Annotated in this window: 14 protein-coding genes; 5 read left to right on the plus strand and 9 right to left on the minus strand. The window is 64.4% G+C overall.

Going from position 1 to position 19,053, the window contains the following annotated elements; all coding sequences use genetic code 11:
• Positions 1 to 28: 28 nt before the first annotated feature.
• Positions 29 to 1,150, minus strand: coding sequence for a universal stress protein (locus EPB08_RS10045; RefSeq protein ID WP_205746328.1), 1,122 nt, complete (start codon positions 1,148 to 1,150; stop codon positions 29 to 31).
• A 324-nt stretch (positions 1,151 to 1,474) separates the two neighbouring features.
• Between EPB08_RS10045 and EPB08_RS10050 the strand changes: the two genes are divergently transcribed.
• The 5 genes from EPB08_RS10050 (at position 1,475) to EPB08_RS10070 (ending at position 10,101) form a co-directional block, all read left to right on the plus strand.
• Positions 1,475 to 4,159, plus strand: a complete 2,685-nt coding sequence (locus EPB08_RS10050) for a helix-turn-helix transcriptional regulator (protein WP_130618943.1) — start codon at positions 1,475 to 1,477, stop codon at positions 4,157 to 4,159.
• A gap of 354 nt (positions 4,160 to 4,513) precedes the next feature.
• The gene (locus EPB08_RS10055) at positions 4,514 to 5,863 is read left to right on the plus strand and encodes a DUF1329 domain-containing protein (protein WP_130618944.1); all 1,350 of its coding nucleotides are present in this window, start codon (positions 4,514 to 4,516) and stop codon (positions 5,861 to 5,863) included.
• A 297-nt stretch (positions 5,864 to 6,160) separates the two neighbouring features.
• Positions 6,161 to 7,228: a WD40/YVTN/BNR-like repeat-containing protein gene (locus tag EPB08_RS10060; RefSeq protein ID WP_130618945.1), complete on the plus strand. Its 1,068-nt coding sequence runs from the start codon at positions 6,161 to 6,163 to the stop codon at positions 7,226 to 7,228.
• A gap of 22 nt (positions 7,229 to 7,250) precedes the next feature.
• Positions 7,251 to 9,695: an efflux RND transporter permease subunit gene (locus EPB08_RS10065; protein ID WP_130618946.1), complete on the plus strand. Its 2,445-nt coding sequence runs from the start codon at positions 7,251 to 7,253 to the stop codon at positions 9,693 to 9,695.
• Between the two features lie 100 nt (positions 9,696 to 9,795).
• Positions 9,796 to 10,101, plus strand: a complete 306-nt coding sequence (locus EPB08_RS10070; protein ID WP_130618947.1) for an ArsR/SmtB family transcription factor — start codon at positions 9,796 to 9,798, stop codon at positions 10,099 to 10,101.
• 54 nt (positions 10,102 to 10,155) lie between these two features.
• On the opposite strand, the gene EPB08_RS10075 is transcribed toward EPB08_RS10070, so the two are convergent.
• The 8 genes from EPB08_RS10075 to EPB08_RS10110 are packed head-to-tail and all read right to left on the minus strand — an operon-like array spanning position 10,156 to position 18,669.
• Positions 10,156 to 10,953: a 3-keto-disaccharide hydrolase gene (locus EPB08_RS10075; protein WP_130618948.1), complete on the minus strand. Its 798-nt coding sequence runs from the start codon at positions 10,951 to 10,953 to the stop codon at positions 10,156 to 10,158.
• A 19-nt stretch (positions 10,954 to 10,972) separates the two neighbouring features.
• Positions 10,973 to 11,875: a hydroxypyruvate isomerase family protein gene (locus EPB08_RS10080; protein ID WP_130618949.1), complete on the minus strand. Its 903-nt coding sequence runs from the start codon at positions 11,873 to 11,875 to the stop codon at positions 10,973 to 10,975.
• A gap of 51 nt (positions 11,876 to 11,926) precedes the next feature.
• The gene (locus EPB08_RS10085; protein ID WP_130618950.1) at positions 11,927 to 12,982 is read right to left on the minus strand and encodes a sugar phosphate isomerase/epimerase family protein; all 1,056 of its coding nucleotides are present in this window, start codon (positions 12,980 to 12,982) and stop codon (positions 11,927 to 11,929) included.
• Positions 12,983 to 13,017: 35 nt separating this feature from the next.
• Positions 13,018 to 13,608, minus strand: coding sequence for a gluconate 2-dehydrogenase subunit 3 family protein (locus EPB08_RS10090; protein ID WP_130618951.1), 591 nt, complete (start codon positions 13,606 to 13,608; stop codon positions 13,018 to 13,020).
• Positions 13,609 to 13,618: 10 nt separating this feature from the next.
• Positions 13,619 to 15,313 carry a GMC oxidoreductase gene (locus EPB08_RS10095; RefSeq protein ID WP_130618952.1) on the minus strand — a complete coding sequence of 565 codons (1,695 nt, stop codon included), beginning with the start codon at positions 15,311 to 15,313 and terminating at the stop codon, positions 13,619 to 13,621.
• Between the two features lie 46 nt (positions 15,314 to 15,359).
• Entirely contained in the window at positions 15,360 to 16,232 is an 873-nt protein-coding gene (locus EPB08_RS10100) for a sugar phosphate isomerase/epimerase family protein (RefSeq protein ID WP_229238293.1), read from the minus strand.
• A 29-nt stretch (positions 16,233 to 16,261) separates the two neighbouring features.
• Entirely contained in the window at positions 16,262 to 17,479 is a 1,218-nt protein-coding gene (locus EPB08_RS10105) for a nucleoside permease (RefSeq protein ID WP_130618954.1), read from the minus strand.
• On the minus strand, positions 17,476 to 18,669 hold the full coding sequence (locus tag EPB08_RS10110) for a Gfo/Idh/MocA family protein (protein ID WP_165418470.1): 1,194 nt from the start codon (positions 18,667 to 18,669) through the stop codon (positions 17,476 to 17,478). Before EPB08_RS10110 ends, EPB08_RS10105 begins: the two co-directional genes overlap by 4 nt.
• Between the last annotated feature and the right edge of the window lie 384 nt (positions 18,670 to 19,053).

The raw sequence follows: 19,053 nt of genomic DNA on the forward strand, positions 1-19,053 counted from the left end.
GTATTGCTGGTGATGGCGATGTCCGGCTTCATGTCGATGCAAGCTGGGCAATGCGCGTAAACAGTTGCTGGTAGGCGACCTGCGCCTCGCCATTGGCACGAGGACTGCCAGGGCGCGTGACGGTCGCCTGGATTTCGTTCCAGTCGGCTTCGGAGAGGTAGCGCTGGGCCGCGGGAAGGACGACGCCTTCGATGCGCCCCATGTGCTCCCACGTGAAATGCGCGTAGGTTTCGACCGCATCGTGAAGCTGCTCGAGGGTCGCCTGGCCTATCGCGTAGTGTTCGACTTCGTCGCCCAGGGCTTCGGCCATGGCGCGCTCGCGCTCGTGCTGGCGCTCCAGTTCGTCCAGTTCGGCATGGACGACCGCGGTGCGGCCGCGCAACACGAAGAACAGGTAGTCGTGCTCGCTCGGCCGGTGCAGCGCCAGGGGAAACTTGACGACGTAATGGGCCATGGCGCGCATCAGCTCGGTAGCGACCGTCGGGTGCTGCGGGTGGGCGTGGTTCAGCAGGTGCAGCCACGCGTGCAGCACGGCGGCCAGCGCGCGATGCTCGCGGCGGATGATGTCCACCATCGGATGAACCTGCCCACCGTCCTGCACTGAGGAGACGAGCACGGGCATCTCCCCGGCCGCCAGGACGCGGAGGGTCTGAGACCCCAGCGTCTCGCCACGGATCGCCTTGCGATCGTGCGGAGCCATGACGATGAGATCGCAACCACTCTTGCGCGCCGTGTCCAGGATGACCTCGTGCGGTGCGTTGCCCTCAAGGACAACGGAGTCGCAGGGGACACCGAGCGCGCGGGCGGCGGCTTCGGCCTTGGTCAGGAGTGCATGGGTGCGCTCGCGATGCGTGGCCCGGTACCCGTTCGGCATGCCATCGGTGTCCGGCGGGACGGCGTCGTGATCGTGCACATGCACGAAGCTGACCCGTGCCCCCAGCGTGCGCGCGAGATTCACGGCCTTGCTGACCGTTTCGATCGAGAGATCGCTGTCATCGAGCGGAACGAGGAGGTGACGGTACATGCGGACTCCAGACAGATGTGCGACCCGTGACGCCGGGCGGCAAACCCACCGCACCTTGCGATGGCCGCCGGAACATGTGTCCTTGCGTAGGTGGCGAGGAGTCCACCGTCGCTGCTTCTTGAGCAATGAGCCTCCGCGTACGATGGCTCACCTCCGGGACTCCACCCCTGTCGAGCTGGCTTTTCGCCAACTCGACCTCAGCCGCCAAGCGGCTGGAACGCCGGACCTGTTTTGTCACGGGACCAAGGCTAGGTACCGCTGGCCGCAGAAGCCCCCCCCGGCATGGAGGGGGAGTGCCGTGAAGGGTGGGTGATGAGTGGTCAGGCCCGATCCGGCGTGACTACAATGATTTTGAGACGCACGTCGTTGACCGGTATCGCGGGGCGTGTTTCGCCCGGGGTGTCGCATCCAACAACGGGAAAATTGCGTCAGCCTACCTGGATCAGTTTGATGGCACTTACGCCCGGCGGGGCAGCGCCCGCCATCGCCGAACTTGTTCTCAAGACCACGCCGCCCCGGGCGCCGCGCTATCTGTTGGTGCGGCCACGACTCGGCCTGGACGACGAGCAGTTCCGCGAGCGCTCCTTCATCCTCGTGCAGGCGCCCGCGGGCTTCGGCAAGACTTCGCTGTTGGCGCAGTGGCGGCACGAGTACCTGGCGCGTGGCTGGGCCGTAGCGTGGATCTCGGCCGATGGAAGCCCCGACCCCCAGCGCATGCTGCACAGCCTAGTGCTGGCGGTACGCATGGGGTGCGGCCGCCCCCAGTTCGGCGCGACCTTGCTGGAAAGTGCCTCGGTGGCGGTGGGCGAGTACGAAGGCGTCACCGAGTGGCTGAGCGAAGTAGCCCAGGCGTCGCTGTCGATGGTGTTGATGATCGACGAGGCCGAGCGCCTGCACCCGACCAGCCAGGCCGCCCTCAACTACCTGCTGCACAACGCACCGCCGAACCTTCGTGTGGTCGCGGCGGGGCGCGGCGAGCTGGATCCCATGGTGGCGGACCTGCGTGCGTACGGCCTATGCACCTCCGTGGGCGTGGAAACCCTGCGTTTTACGCTGGAGGAAACCATCGCCCTCGTGCGCAACCGCATCGGCAGCAAGGCCGATGCGGATACCTGTGCTCGGCTCCATGAGATGACCGAGGGCTGGCCGCTGGGCCTGCAGCTCGTGCTTGCCGCGATGGAGCGGGGCAGCGATCTGCGCAGCGTGGTGGGCCCGCATTCCCCGGATTCGCGCAATCAGCTGGTAGAGGCCCTCACGGCCAAGCTGGCGCCGGAGGACGTGACCTTTCTGACCCGCGTTGCGGTGGTGGACCAGCTGCATCCGGATCTTTGCATTGCCCTCACCGGCGACGAAGAGGCCCCGCAGCGTCTTGCGCGCCTGGCGCGCGAGACGCCGATCTTCGTGGTCGGCGAGGACTCGGACTGGTACCGCCTGCACCTGCTCGCCTCCGATGCGCTGCGCCTGCGCCTGGCGGAGTTGCCCGAGCAGGAAAGGGCGGACCTGCATGGTCGTGCACAGGACTGGCTGGCGGCGCACGGCATGCTCACCCAGGCCGCGCGCCATGCGCGCGAGGCTGGCAGGGAGGGGGTTGCCGTCGATCTCGCGCAGAAGGGCCTGTACGAAGCCGTGATCCAGGGCCACATGGGCACGATGCGCGAGTGGCTCGACGTGCTGCCTGAGTCGGTGCTCGATCAGCATCCGCAATTACGCCTGGCGGCCGCATGGTCGCTGGCGGTGAGCGAGCGCCATGAAGAAGCCGAGCGCATGGTGGGCCTCATCCTTTCGCGCCCTGACGTCAATGTTGCATTGCGTTACGAGTGCGTGTTGATAGCGAGTGGAGCGGCCTACTACTCGGATGACCCCGATCGTTGTGTCGGCATGCTGGCGCCGTGGAAAGATTCCGAGTCGGGTGGCGAGCCCAGGTTCCATCGGATGCACGTCAACCGGCTGGCGATGATGGCCTTGCTGCAGGGCGATCCCGCGGAGGCCCGGCGCCTGTGCGGTGCGTTGGGCATGGACGCGCCAAGAGAGTCCGACTATGCCTCGCGCTGGCGTGAATTCATCACCGGCCTGAGTTTCGTGTGGGAAGGGCAGATCCTGCTCGCGGAGGAAGGACTGCGCGGGGCGCTGGTCTCCGTCGATGCGAAATTCGGCCGTCGACACCCATTGTCCTGCATGTTCGCCGCCTTGCTTGCCTCGATTGCCTATGAGCGGGATCGACTGGATGAGGCGGTGGCACTGCTGGCTAACCGGCTGGATGTGCTTGAGCGCGTGGGTGCGCCTGAGGCGATCCTGGTTGGCTATCGCACCGTGACGCGGGTGGCCGCGGCGCAGGGCGAAGAACACCGGGCGCTCGATATGCTGGAGGCGTCGTATGCCATCGGCGTGGCGCGACGGCTGCCGCGCCTGTGCATCGCCAGCCTCGGCGAGCAGGTGCGCATGCACGCAAGCCGCTTCCGTCGAGAAACCTGTAGTGCCTTGATCACCAGGATCGACGAGCTGGTGGCCAGCGAAAGCCCTCGCCGTGGGCCGCTATGGCGTCGCAATGTGGAGCTGGTGAGCGCCATGGCCCATGCCTATGCCGCCATGGCATCGCAGGACTGGCCGGGCGTGCTCGAATCCGTATCGCGGGCCGCACCGATGGCCGAGCAGACCAGGCTGGGGCGCTTCCGCATCGAGTGCATGGCGCTGCGCGCCTTTGCGCTGGACCGCAACGGCGAGGACGGCCGCGCGCTGATGGTCGAGGCCATGAGCCTGGCCAAGACCTATGGCTTCATGCGCGTCTTCACCGATACCCATCCGGTGCTTACCGACTGGGCGTATCGCGTGATGGCGGAGACGAGCGGTGAGGCGGCGGGCACGGTTTCTCCGTCACGCGTGATTCCGCCACCCGTGGATCAGCGCCAGGGCGGCCCCCGCGTGATGCCGAGCATGGTGCTCACGCCGAAAGAGCGCGAGGTGCTGGAATACCTCGCGCGCAATCTGTCGAACAAGGAAATCGCCCAGGCCATGGCGGTGGGCGAGGCCACGGTCAAATGGCATCTCAAGAACCTGTTCGGCAAGCTCGGCGTGGGTACCCGCCGGCATGTGGTTCATCGAGCGCAACTGCTCGGTCTCATCCAGGGCCTGGAATAGCCCGGCCAACGGGCGCGAGACCGCTCGCGCCGCTTCACGGACGTGAAGATCCGGCCGAGGCCGGATAGCCACCCTTGGTTACCTATTTGCCCCTCCCCCGACGTTTTGGGGGGGGTATGGTTTGCGCCGCTCCGAACAATGGGTATCGACCGCTTTCGCGTGTCCATGGTCGCGAGCCCATGGCGCGGATGGCGGCAAAAGAGAGTGAGGCAGCGTAAAGCGCAGCGGTGCGACGCACCGCGATGCCGGCGGAATGACGCCGGCTGCGGCGAGACGAGGCCTGTGCTTACGCCATGGGGTGGTGACGAAAAGCCACCCCCGAAATTCGAATCACACATCGTGAGGAGCATGCGCATGCAATTCCGCAAAGCCCTGATAGCTGGGGCCGTAGCCGTCCTGATCTCCGGCGTTGGCCACGCCAGCGTTTCGTCCGACGAGGCCAAGAAGCTCGGCACCACGCTTACCGGCGTCGGAGCAGAGACGGCCGGCAGCGCTGACGGCGCGATCCCCGCCTACAGCGGCGGCCTCACCACTGCGCCCTCCGGATTCAAGCCTGGCAGCGGTGTTCGCCCGGATCCGTTCACTGGCGAAAAGCCGGTGCTCACGATCGATGCGAAGAACATGGACAAGTACTCGGCCAACCTGACCGAGGGCACCAAGGCCCTGATGAAGAAGTATCCGGGCTACCACATCGACGTCTATCCGACGCACCGTTCCGCGGCATTCCCGAAGTTCGTGGTCGAGAACACCGCCAAGTGCGCGACGGAAGCGAAGACGGATGCCGGCGGCCGCTCGATGAGTGGTTGCCACGCAGGCTTCCCGTTCCCGATCCCGCAGACCGGCTTCGAGGCGATGTGGAACCACCTGGTCCGCTTCAACGGCGTGGCCTATGAAACCAAGTATCGCAACTACAACGTCGATGCCTCCGGTCACGCGACGCTATCCACCGAAGGCAACGCGGTCGAGGAATATCCCTACTGGGATACCAACAAGCCGAACGCCGATGTGTTCTGGGAGCAGCGCCTGACCTACACCGGTCCGGCACGTCGTGCGGGCGAAGCCATGCAGATCGTCGACCCGCTCAACTACAGCAGCCAGGGCCGCAAGGCATGGCAGTACCTGCCGGGCCAGCGTCGCGTGAAGGTAGCGCCGGATCTCGCCTTCGATACGCCCAACCCGGGTTCGGGCGGCGCGTCCACCTTCGACGACGTGTTCCTGTTCAACGGTTCGATGGAACGCTACGACTTCAAGCTCGTGGGCAAGAAGGAAATGTACGTTCCGTACAACGACTACAAGATGGCCTACGAGTCGAAGGCGGACGGGCTGCTGACGCCGAGCTTCCTCAACCCAGCCGACGTGCGTTGGGAAATGCATCGCGTGTGGGTGGTCGAGGCCACGCTGGCTGCCGGCAAGCGCCACATCTACAGCAAGCGCACGTTCTATCTCGACGAGGACAGCTGGGCGGCAGTGGCTTCCGATGCCTATGACGCGCGCGGCCAGTTGTTCCGTGCGGGCTTTGCCTACATCACCCCGGCGTACGACATGCCGGCACCGGTGGCCGACCTGCATGGCATCTACGACCTGATCGCGGGCTCGTATTCGCTGACGGGCTTCTCCGGTGAAACCGGTGGCGTCCGTTACGTGAAGCCGATGTCGGAGCGCGACTGGGCGCCGGAATCGCTCGCCGGTTCGGGAGTTCGCTGATCGGCCGTCAGGCACGGTCTTGAGCATTGTCGCGAGGCGGGAGGCATCCGCTTCGCGACTCACTCGCATGGCAATGGCGGTGGTGAGGCGAATGCCGCAACACCGCGGTGACGAAGGACGCCTCTCGGGGGAGGGCTCGCGCACGCCGTCATCCACATGGGTAGCGCCCCACCGCCATTTGCCACGCACTTTGGTTGTCGGCCTTCCTCCGGCCCTAGCAAGCTTCGACACCGCCGGTTCGCCGGCCGATTGCGAAGACACGGGAATGGAGCAGGCCTTGGATTGTTGGGGCACCTGATGTTTACGCCATCCATTCGCCGCGCACTGGTAGCGCTTGCACTCGCGCTTCCCTCCGTATCGGTGGCGGGTTTCGCCGATGTGCTGGATACGCCATCCAGCACGAGTGCTCTCGCTTCAAAGAGCCTGCTCAATGGCCTGGCGGTAGCGGGCCATCGCGTGATCGCGGTGGGTCAGCGCGGTCATGTCGTCTACTCCGATGACAGCGGTACGACCTGGCAGCAGGCGAAAGTGCCGGTGTCTTCCGATCTGGTGGCCGTGAGCTTCCCCACGCCTCAGCAGGGTTGGGCGGTAGGCCACGATGGCGTCGTTCTGCATACCGCCGATGGCGGCGCCAGCTGGTCCATCCAGCTCGATGGGCGGCGCGCGGGTGCGCTGTTGCAGCAGCAGCTGCAGGCCAAGGCATCCAGGGGCGAGCTTGGCAGCCAGGACGATGCAGGCAAGCTGGTGGATGAGGTGGGCCGCATCGCCGCGCAGGGTGCCGAGAATCCTTTCCTCGACGTGTGGTTCGCCGATGCCCGTCACGGCTTCATCGTGGGCGCATTCAATCTCATCTTCGAGACCACGGACGGCGGCCAGACATGGACGACGTGGTTTGACCGCACCGAAAACCCGCAGCGCCTCCACCTGTATGCCGTACGCGGCATCGGCACGGATGTCTATATCACCGGCGAGCAGGGCCTCGTGCTCAAGCTTGACCGCGAAGCGGGCCGTTTCAAGGCGGTGGACACGCCTTACAAGGGCACCTATTTCGGCGTGGTGGGCGACAGCGATGCCGTCGTTGTCTACGGACTGCGCGGCAACGCCTATCGCAGTGCCGATGGCGGCGCGCATTGGACGCAGGTCGATACCGGCGTGCAGGAAGGCATCACCGGCGGTGCGAGCTTCGGCGCGCACGGCCTTGCACTCGTGAGCCAGGCCGGCACCGTGCTGGTCAGCCGCGACAACGGCGAACATTTCGTTACCCATCGACCGGCCAAGCCGGCACCGGCATCGGCAGTGGCCGTGTCCGGCGACGTGATCGTGACGGCCGGCGCACTTGGCGTGAATGCCAAGGCGCTGCACTGAAGCTGGCACGAGGAGACACCGCATGAACGTTTCAACCGATTCAGTCGATCGCATGCCCGTCGTGCGCTCGGTCGAGGACTTCGACAAGCGCTCCGGCAACCTGCTGGAGCGACTGGTGTTCAATCACCGCTTCATCATGGTCCTGGTGTGCGCGCTCGCCACCGTGATCCTGGGTGGGCTGGCGGTGACGCGGCTGAGCTTCAATGCCAGCTTCGAGAAGATGATCCCCAGCCACCACCCCTACATCCGCAACTACCTGGAAAACGCGGGCGAATTGCGCGGCCTGGGTAATTCCTTGCGTGTGGTGGTCGAGAACGAGAGCGGCACCATCTTTGATCCGAAGTACCAGGAGGTACTGAAGAAGATCAACGACGAGTTGTTCCTGACCCCCGGCGTCGATCGCGCGTGGGTCAAGTCGTTGTGGACGCCGTCGGTCCGCTGGACCGAAGTGACGGAAGAGGGCTTCCGTGGCGGCCCGGTCATGCCGGACAACTACGATGGCTCGCCGCAGAACACCGCGCAGCTCAAACTCAATATTGCGCGCTCGGGCATCGTCGGCCGCTTTGTCGGCAACGACTTCAAGTCCAGCATGATCTTCGTGCCTCTGCTCGACAAGAACCCGGACACGGGCAAGGCGATCGATTATCGCGCACTGTCGCATTCGCTCGATGACATCCGTGCGCGCTACGAGGCCACGCCGGGCGTGAAGGTTCGCCTGCACGTGATCGGTTTCGCCAAGCTCGTCGGTGACCTGATCGAAGGTCTGGTCAAGGTCATGAGTTTCTTCGGCATCGCCGCGCTGATCGCGACGCTGGTGATCTTTGGTTACACGCGCTGCCTGCGCAGCACGGGGCTGGTCATCCTGTGCTCCGCCGTGGCGGTGGTATGGCAGCTTGGCCTGGTGGCCGTGCTGGGCTTTTCGCTCGACCCGTTCTCGATCCTGGTGCCGTTTCTGATCTTTGCGATCGGCGTTTCGCACGGCGCGCAGAAAATGAACGGCATCATGCAGGACATCGGGCGCGGTACGCATCGCCTGGTGGCTGCACGCTACACCTTCCGTCGCCTGTTCCTGGCGGGTGTCACCGCGTTGCTGGCGGATGCCGTGGGCTTCGGCGTGCTGATGGTCATCGACATTCCGGTGATCAAGGACCTCGCGCTGACCGCAAGCATCGGCGTGGCCGTGCTGATCTTCACCAACCTGCTGCTGTTGCCGGTGCTGCTCTCCTTTACCGGCGTCGATCCGGCTGCTGCCGAGCGCAGCCTGCGCGCCGAGCGCGAGCAGGCCGAAGGGAAGGGCGGTCGCAGCGCGTGGCAGTGGCTGGACCGTTTCACCACTCGCCGCTGGGCCATGGCTGCGCTGGGCATCTCGGTGGCGCTCGCTGCCGTGGGCTTCGTGGTCAGCACGCACCTGAAGATCGGCGACCTGGAGTCCGGTGCGCCCGAGCTGCGTGCGAACTCCCCATACAACCGCGACAACGCCTACATTACCGGCAACTATTCGCTATCGAGCGATGTGTTCGCCGTCGTCGTCAAGACGCCACCCGAGGGATGCCTGAAGTATCCGACCCTGGTCGAGGCGGACCGGCTGGCCTGGGCACTGCGGCAAGTGCCTGGCGTGCAGGCGACGACGTTCCTTGGCGACGCGGTGCGCCAGATCACGGCAGGTTCGTACGAGGGCAACCCCAAGTGGCTGACCATCGCGCGCAACCAGGACGTGCTCAACTACGGCGCGCAGCAGGCCTCGGTGAACAACCCGGACCTTTTCAATAACGCCTGCTCGATCATGCCGGTGATCGCCTATCTTTCCGATCATCGCGCTGAAACGCTTGATCGCGTCGTCGCGGCGGCGGCATCGTTCGCGGCGGCGCATGGCACGACGGATCGCCAGTACCTGCTGGCCGCCGGCAGCGCTGGTATCGACGCGGCGACCAATATCGTGGTGCGCCAGGCTGACCACACGATGCTGTTCTACGTCTATGGCGCCGTGATCCTGCTCTGCTTCGTGACGTTCCGTTCGTGGCGGGCCGTTGTGGTGGCCGTCGTGCCGCTGATGCTTACGTCCATTCTTTGCGAGGCGTTGATGGTGGCGCTTGGCATCGGTGTGAAGGTCGCCACCTTGCCGGTCATCGCATTGGGTGTAGGCATCGGCGTGGACTACGCGCTGTACCTGCTGTCCATCCAGCTCGCCCAGCAGCGTGCGGGCGTGCCGCTCGCGCAGGCCTACCGGAATGCCGTGCAGTTCACCGGCAAGGTCGTGGCCCTGGTAGGCGTGACGCTGGCTGCGGGCGTGGTGACGTGGGCGTTCTCGCCGATCAAGTTCCAGGGCGACATGGGCATCCTGCTGACCTTCATGTTCCTGTGGAACATGGTGGGAGCGTTGGTGCTGATCCCTGCGTTGTCGCACTTCCTGCTGCGCGACTCGACCTGGCGTACTTCCGCGCGCGACACGCTGCAGCACGCAGGCTGACAGGTTGGCGTGGGCCACCACGCCACCTCATTCCTTGAGCTGATGGACCGATCTCGCCATCAGCATTGACCGATCCACAGTCCGATACCGTTATCAGCCCATGCCAGATGCAGCCAACCTCAGCCACGTGATGCGCGCGCTCGCCGACCCGACGCGGCGGGCGGTCTATGAACGGATCGCTGGGGGTGGGGAAATCACTGTCGCCGGCCTCACCCACGGCAGCGGTGTCTCGCAAAGCGCCGTCTCCCAGCATCTGAAGGCATTGAAGCTGGCTGGCCTGGTTACCCATAGACCGGAAGGGCGTAACGTCTACTACCGCGCCAGGCCGGCCGGACTGGCACCGCTGATGGACTGGATGGCGGATGCGGCGCACGTCGGCATGATGGTCCCGAAGCAGCCACGGTAACCGGTTGCCGGCTACCGTGGCCGACGAAGCATTGCTTCGCTCAAAACGCCGTCCTCAGTCCAGCGAACGCACCCAGATGTTGCGGAAGCTGATGGGCTTCGAGTGGTCTCCGTGCGCCTGCAGCTTGATGGCGGCTTCGTCGTAGGGCTTGTACTTCGGCTTGCCGACATACAGTGTCTCGCCCGCCAGCTGGGTGTGGTTCTGCACCAGCACCCCGTTGTGGAACAGGGTGACGTAACCCGGTGACTTCACCGTCCCGTCGGCGGCGAATACAGGTGCCGTCCACACCACGTCGTAGGTCTGCCACTCACCCGGCGGGCGCATCACGTTGACCAGCGGCGCCGTCTGCTTGTACACGCTCGCGGCCTGGCCATTGACGTAAGTGGTGTTCTTATACGAATCCAGGATCTGGATTTCGTAGCCTTCATCGCCAGGTCCCGTCGAGGCGAGGAACAGCCCGCTGTTGCCGCGGCCCTGGCCTTCGCCGGTGATGTCCTTGGGAACCTGCCATTCCAGGTGGAGCTGGTAGTTCTTGAAGTGCTGCTTGGTCTGGATGTTGCCCGTGGTCTTGTCGACCGTGACTATGCCGTCGTGCACGTTCCAGTGAGCCGGCGAATGATCCTTGGACGCCTCCCACTGGCTGAGGTCGTGGCCATCGAACAGCACGACGGCATCCGACGGCGGCGCGTCGTCCTGCTTGCCCGGCGTGACGATCTTCGGCACGGGCTCCCATTGCTCGGTGGCCTTGGGGTCGGTGGGTTCGGCCGTAGTCGATGGAGCGGTCGATTGCGCCCATGCGGCGGACGCGGACAAGACACATAGGGCGATGGCGGCGGCGAGCGGTCGTTTCATGGTCATTCCCGGTGACTGGTCAAACCGTGCAGATGCGCACGGCTTCGGCGAAGGATTCGAACGGATCGGTTCGCGCCGGCATGAATTCGTGCGCGATGAATCCGGAGAAGTTGAGGTCCGCGATCGCCATGGCAACGGCGTGGAAGTTGAGTTCCTGGGTGTCATTGATTTCGTGACGCCCCGGCACGCCGCCCGTGTGGAAGTGTCCGATCCACTGGATGTTGTCGCGGATGGTACGAATGACGTCACCTTCCATGATCTGCATGTGGTAGATGTCGTAAAGCAGTTTGACGTTGGGCGAATTGACGCCCTTCATCACGGCGGCGCCGAACGCGGTGCTGTCGCCCTGGTAGCCGTGGTGGTCGACCTTGCTGTTGAGCAGCTCGACGCAGATCGTGATGCCGTTTTCCGCCGCGTAGGGCGCAATCCTGGAGAGGCCCGCCACGCAGTTGTCGATGGCCTGCTGCGTATCGATACCCGGTTGGCGGTTGCCGAACATGGTGATCATGTTCTTGACGCCGGCACGCTTGGCCAGGGGAAGGGTGGTTTCCAGTTCCTTCAGCAGCATGGCGTGATTGGCGGGATCGTTGAAGCCTGTCTGGATGAAAGGCTCACGTCGCGTGGGATAACCCATGGAGACGACGAGGCCACTGTCGTTCACGATGTTCCACTCGTCCGTGTGCACCAGGTCGACGCCAACAAAACCCATCGAACGCATGCGCTTGCACAGGGCGGGCAGCGGTTCCTTTGAGGTCCAGCGGCTCAGGGACTGCTTCAGTCGCCCGGCCGGCAGCTTTGCCGGTGTAGTCGGGATGCTGGTGGTTTCGGCCGAAGCTATCAGCGAGGTGGCGCCGAACGCGGCGGTAGCCGCGATGCGACCCAGTGCAGTGCGGCGGGAGATGCCCCGCGAATCGGTGGACATGACCTAGGCGTTCCTCGAGCGTCGACAGTTAGGTGAAAAGATCAGGGTGGTCTAGCCGATGCCGAGGATCTGGCGATTGAATGCCTGGTCCGCGCCGGTGGCGGCAAAGTCGTCGAACGCGCGATCGGTGACCTTGATGATGTGATCGCGGATGAACGCGGCACCTTCGGTGGCGCCCTGGATGGGATCCTTCAGGCAGCACTCCCATTCGAGTACCGCCCAGCCCGGATAGTCGTACTGCGCCATCTTGCTGAAGATCCCGCCGAAATCGATCTGTCCGTCGCCCAGCGAGCGGAAGCGGCCGGGGCGGTCGATCCAGTTCTGGTAGCCGCCGTAGACACCAGCGCGTCCGTTCGGGCGGAACTCGGCGTCCTTTACGTGGAAGGCGCGAATACGCTCGTGATAGATGTCGATGAACGCGAGGTAGTCGAGCTGCTGCAACACCATGTGGCTGGGGTCGTAGAGGATGTTCGCGCGCGGATGATGGCCCACTGCATCGAGGAAACGCTCGAAGGTGGCGCCGTCGTGCAGGTCTTCACCCGGATGCAGCTCGTAGCACACGTCCACGCCCGCTTCGCCGAAGGCATCGAGGATCGGGCGCCAGCGGCGGCCGAGTTCGGCGAAGGCCTCCTCGATCAGGCCGGCTGGACGCTGCGGCCATGGATAGAACAGGTGCCAGGCGAGCGCGCCAGAAAACGTGGCGTGTGCGGTCAGGCCGAAGTGGCTGCTCGCCGTGGCTGCGAGCTTGAGTTGCTCCACCGCCCAGGCCTGGCGTTCCGTAACGTTGCCGCGCAGCCGCTCCGGGGCGAACCCGTCGAACAGCCGGTCATACGCGGGATGCGAAGCGACCATCTGGCCTTGCAGATGCGTGGACAGCTCGGTCACAGCAAGCCCGTGCTCCGCCAGCATGCCGGCGATGTCGTCGCAGTAGGCCTTGCTGGCCGCCGCCTGCTCGAGGTCGAACAGACGGCGGTCGTTGGTGGGGATCTGCAGGCCGACAAAGCCGAGCGACGACGCCCACCGGGCAATATCCGGCAGCGTGTTGAAGGGCGCCGCGTCTCCCGCGTACTGGGCAAGGAAAATGCCCGGTCCCTTGAGTGTCTTCATGCGTGATCACCTGATCGTTGCGGGTGGTACATGGGTCAGAACATCAGCGCCGTCTCGACGGCCCAGGCCTTGCCATTGCCGGCTTGCGCCAGCGGTATGTCAGCGTGGTAGGCGCCAGGCACGGCCGAGTACTGGAGTACTTCGGTGCATCCGGGTTGCGACAGGAAGAAGCCCGTCATGGCGAGCTTCTTGTTCATCAGCACAAACGAAGCGGCCAATGCGGTGGCGGTATCTTTCGGATTCGCCAGCGCCTCGGCGTGAAGCTTCATCACCAGCGCCTTGCGTTCCGCATCACTGAGCTGCAGGAAGGGCTTGCCGCCGGCCTTGTCGAAGGCCGCCATCGCGCTCATGTAGCGCTCCTGGTCGGCCTTGGCATAGACGTTGGCGAACATCTGGTCGATGAAGCCGGGTACGCCGACATCGACAGCCCCGGGCGTCTTGCTGCGGGGAATGATGATGTCGACTACGGCCGTGATCAGGCTGATCTGTGGCTGGGAGAAGTACTGCAGGCTGGTGCCCGGCGTCTGCGCGGCGGCATAGGCATCGAAGGCAGCCAGCAGCGACGGTGCGGCCACCGTGCCGACGGCGAGTGCGGAAACGCATTTCAACCATTCGCGACGATTCATGGCGATATCCTCAGATGTTTCCGCGCTTGAGTTCTTCCACCGCATGGCTGGCGGCGCGAGCCGTCAGGGCCATGTAGGTCAACGACGGGTTCTGGCAGGCGGAAGACACCATGCAGGAACCGTCGGTGATGAAGACATTCTTGGAGGCGTGCATCTGGTTCCACGAATTGAGCACGGACGTCTTGGGATCGCGGCCCATGCGTGCGGTACCCATTTCGTGGATGGCGGCGCCGACGTTTGCCTCGGTGTGGTAAGGCTTTACGTCCTTGTAGCCGGCGGCGGTCAGCATCTCGACCGCATCGCTGACGATCTCCTTGGCCATCATGCGTTCGTTCTCGCGATGGGTCACGTCGAAGTTGAGCGCCGGCAGGCCGTATTTGTCCTTGCGATTGTGGTCCAGCGACACGAAGTTCTGGTGCGACGGCAGCATTTCACCGAAGCCGCCCATCGACAGATGCCAGGGGCCTGGCTCTTCCGCCGCGCGCTTCAGCTCGTCGCCGATCAGGTTCTCGCTCACGAGTCGTGACCAGTCGCCTCGGCTTGCGCCGCCCTGGAAGCCGAAGCCGCGCAGGTAGGGGCGCTTGTCCGAGCCGATGTTGCGGTAACGCGGGATATAGAAGCCGTTGGGACGGCGGCCGCTGTAGTAGCGATCCAGGTGACCATCCACGCTGGCCTTGGCGCCGGTGCCGAACAGATGGTCCATCACGTTATGGCCCACCTCGCCGCTGTCGTTGCCGAAACCGTTCGGGAAGCGGCTGGAAGTCGAGTTGAGCAAGATGTGCGTGGTGCCGAAGGTCGAGGCGCACAGGAAGATCACGCGCGCGAAGTATTCGGTCTGGTGGCCGGTTACCGCATCCAGCACGCGCACGCCGGTGGCCTTGCCCTTGGCGTTGTCGTAGATCATTTCGTAGACGATGGCGTTCGGCACGATCGTCATGTTGCCGGTGCGCTCGGCCGAGGGCAGGGTCGAGGAGTTGCTGCTGAAGTAGGCGCCGAAGGGGCAGCCGCGCATACACTGGTTACGGTACTGGCAGGTGGCGCGCTGCGGGCTCTGGTCGTGCTTGAGCGGACCGGAAAGGTTCGCGGTGCGGCCGATGATCAGTTTGCGGTTATGGAACTTGTCGGACAGTCGGCCGCCGAACTCCTTCTCCACGCAGTTGAGTTCCATCGGCGGCAGGAACTGGCCGTCGGGAAGCTGCGCGAGGCCTTCGGTCGAGCCGCTTACGCCAATGAAATTCTCGACGTAGTCGTACCAGGGGGCGATGTCGGCGTAGCGGATCGGCCAGTCCACGCCCACGCCTTCCTTGCCGTTTGCCTCGAAGTCGATGTCGCTGAAGCGATAGCTCTGGCGGCCCCACATCAAGGAGCGTCCGCCGACGTGATAGCCACGGAACCAGTCGAAGGGCTTGGTTTCGACATACGGGTTGTCGAGGTCATCGACGAACCAGTGCTTGGTGGCCTGCGTGATGCCGTAGAACGAGGGGCGCGTGTGAATCGGATGACGACGCACGTCTTCCTGCGTGGGCTCATCGGCATAGGGCAATTCCCATGGCGCCTTCGTCGCCGTGGGGTACTCGCCATGCTTGACCATGCGGCCGCGGTCGAGCACCAGGGTCTTCAGTCCTTTTTCCGTAAGCTCCTTGGCTGCCCAGCCACCGCTGACGCCGGTACCGACAACAATGGCGTCGTACGTGTTCTTGTCCATCATGGCCCCTCGAAACAAGCAATCGGTCGAAAGTGAAAGCGCTGGGTCAGCGCAACGGACGCAGGTAGGCAAAGTCGACGCGTGCGGCGTCGAGCTGGCTCATGCGGGAGAACGGACCTTCCTGTTCGACGAAGCAGTGCTTCAGGCCGGACGCATTTGCCGCGGCCATGATCGGCTTGTAGTCGACAGTGCCGCGGCCCAGCTCCGCACCCGGATAATCGTCGGGCTTGGAGGAGGGCAGGAAGTCCTTGGCGTGCATCAGCGGGATGCGACCGGGGTTTGCCTTGAAGATCGCCGCCGGATCCTTGCCGCCGGCATGCACCCAGCCGCAATCGAGTTCGAACTTCACCAGGTTCGGATCGGTTTCCTTGAGCAGCACGTCGTAGAACGTCTGTCCCTGGCCCACATCGGTAAATTCGAGATGGTGGTTGTGATAGGCGTACTGCAAACCCGCCTGCTTCGCCTTCTCGCCGATCTGGTTGGCGAATTCGGCGGTGCGCTTGGCGTCGTCGCGCGAATAGGTGGCCTTCTTGCCGCCACTCATGTTTTCCATGAACGACGGCAGGATGCTGCTGACGAAGTACTTCGCGCCGAGCGTGTGCGCGGCCTCGATGCCAGGCTCGATGCCGAGGCTGTCGAAGTGCAGGCTGGGGCAGCCCAGGCCGGCTTCGTTCAATTGATCGCGCAGGGTCGCAGCCGTTGAGGTGACGATGGCCTCGATCTCGCCGTAGCCGATGGATTTCAGCGTCTTGAGTGTGCCCATCGGGTCGTCCTGATAGGCCTTCAGGACCATGTAGAGCTGGATGCCGAGCGGCCTGCCTTGACCGGCGGCGGCAAGAAGCTTGCCGGGCGCACTGGCGGCGAGCCAGGCGGCGCCGCCGATCAGCGCGGATCGAGCCAGGAATTGCCTGCGATTCATCATGAGTGATTCTCCTGAAGGGTGCCGGATCAGGCGGCGGTGGTGACGGGGCTGCCGGCAGCTTCCCTGCGGCCCCTGAACAACAGTACGAACAGAACGAGTACGAAGGCGGCGCACGCGCCGGCGATCATCCAGATGGCGTGCCAGTCGTGCGTCGCGACACCTTCCGCGCCAGTCTTGGCGTAGGTGTCCACGACCACGCCCGACAGCCACGAGCCGACGAACATGCCCAGGCCGTAGGTCAGGAAGGTGATCAAGCCTTGTGTTGCGGCGCGCAAGGCGGTCGGCGCCTCGCGGTCGATATAGATCTGGCCGACCACGAAGAAGAAATCGAAGCAGATGCCATGCAGCACGATGCCCAGCCACAGCATCCACATCAGGTCGCCGGTGCCGCCGAAGGCGAACATGGCATAGCGCACCACCCAGGCCAGCATGCCCACGGCGAGCATGTACTTCACGCCCAGGCGACGGAAGAACCAGGGGATGAGCAGCATGCAGAGGATTTCCGACATCTGTCCGCCGGTCATCTTGCCCGCGGCGTTGACCACGCCGATCTCGTTGAGATACAGGTTGGTGAAGGCGTAGTAGAACTGCAGCGGAATGCAGATCAGGAACGAGGCCAGCGCAAATACCGCCATCGAGCGGTCGCGCAGCAGGTGCAGCGACTCCAGGGGCAGCGCATGGCGCAGCTCGAAGCGCTGGCTGCTCGCGAGTGGTGGCGTGGCGGGCAGGGTGAAGCAATAGCCCGCCATGACCACCGACAGCACGGCGGCGAGGTGCAGCGGCGATGCGCTGGCTTCCACGCCCCAGGCGCCGACGATCAGGCCCACGACGATCCAGCCGATGGTGCCGAACACGCGGATCGCACCGAACTCCTCGCGCGGATCGTGGATATGGCGCATCGCCAGCGAAGTGGTCAGCGCCAGCGTGGGCATGTAGCAGAGGCTGTAGGCGAGGAGGGCCGCATAGACCAGCCCGAAGGAACTCTGTTGGGCCGCAACCACCAGCAAGACGGCGCCGATGACGTGCAGCACGGCGAGCACGCGGCGCGTATCGAACAGGCGGTCAGCCATCAAGCCGACGAACAGCGGCGAGATCATGGCGCCGATCGCGGTGGTACCCGCGACTGCACCGATTTCCTGTCCGCTGAAGTGCAGTGTCTTGCCCAGCCAGGTGCCGACGGTGACGTACCAGGCACCCCAGATCGCGTACTCGAACAACATCATCAAGCGAAGGCGCCACTTCATCCCCGTTTCCCCTTTTTGCGTTGTGGCCCGAGCGGTTCTTCCACGTCCTGCCAGACGCCGCCTGCGGCATGGCTTCTGAGCATGGCGTCGATCACCAGGCTGTTGCGATAACCGTCGGCGAAGGTTGGCAGGGCCGGCGGCTTGGTATCCGGTGTGCCGCCGCGCCGTATCCAGTCATAGGCGTCGGCGATCAGGTTGCGGAACGCATCGGCCCAGGCTTCCGGATGGCCGGCAGGCAGGTGTGCGTAACCGCGGGCGAGCGGATCCAGGGTGGCCGGATCCTTCGCGAGCACGGCATTGGCTTGCGCGTGCTGGCCGAGCCACAGCTCGTTGGGCTGCTCCTGTTGCCATGCGACGGAGGCAAGTCGCCCGTTCACCTCCAGGCGCAGATCGTTCTTGTGGCCGGGCAGCACCTGGCCGACGATGAGGCAGCCGCGCGCGCCGTTGTCGAAACGCAGCAGCACGCTGGCGATGTCTTCGCTGGTGATCTTCACTTCGCGCCGTTGCGCCGACTTCGACTTGGCGAAGGCCTTGGTCGATTCGGCGGGCGCCAGGCGCACCGGGACGGCGGTGTGCAGGTCGGCCAGCACGGAAGTGATGCGCGATCCGGTGACGTGTTCGGCCAGGTCGCACCAGTGGGAGCCGATGTCACCAAGGGCCGAGCTGGCACCGCCCAGCTTGGGGTCAAGGCGCCAAGAATAGGTGCGCTCGTCGGTCAGCCAATCCTGCAGGTAGCGGCCGTGTACGAACACGGGCGCGCCGAGCTTGCCCTTGGCCACCATCGTGCGTGCCTGTTGCACGAGGGCGTGACCGCGATAGTTGAAGGTGACGACGTGCGCCACGCCGGCATCGCGCGCTGCCTCGAACAGCTCGCGACTTTCCTGCGCGTTACTCGCCAGCGGCTTGTCGGAGATGACGTGCTTGCCGGCCCGCAGCGCCGCCAGGGAGACTTCCCTGTGCAGGTGATTGGGTGTGGTGTTGTGCACCACGTGCACGTCAGGATCGGCGAGCAGTTCCTGGTAACTCGCATAGGCGCGGCCGGCATTCAGTTCGCGGGCGCGCTTCTTTGCGGATTCCAGGCTGGAGCCTGCGATGCCGATGATCTCGACATCACCCAGGCGACGTACGGCATCAAGATGGTGTGCGGCGATGAAGCCAGGGCCGACCAGGCCCATGCCCAGCTTCTTCATCGATCCGCACCTGCCGGGATGTGTCCTATATGGATCAAGAGGTTGTCGCAACGAATGCGCAGGCGGCACGCTGGCAGGGCCCGCTTGCGGGTTGATGCGAACTGGCCTGCCATTTCCCCTCCGGTAAATCGCTGCAACAAAAATGTATTCGATTACATCCGCACAGATACTGGGTTTTTCCGGGCTTCCCGGGAAGTGATCGATCAAGATCGAGCACGAGTCGGTCGGAAAGTCGTTAAAGTATGTAGCAGATGTGCAAACGCACGTGCAACGATTTCATGTAATCCATTACATTGCACTGCACAAAGACTCGTTGAGTCGCAGTGGCGAAGATCGCGTTCTTCGTGCGGTTGGCGCCCAATGGGCCGGCGATGTCGTGCCGAA

Source organism: Dyella amyloliquefaciens (assembly GCF_004296575.1).
In the GTDB taxonomy this organism is placed as follows: Bacteria; Pseudomonadota; Gammaproteobacteria; order Xanthomonadales; family Rhodanobacteraceae; genus Dyella; species Dyella amyloliquefaciens.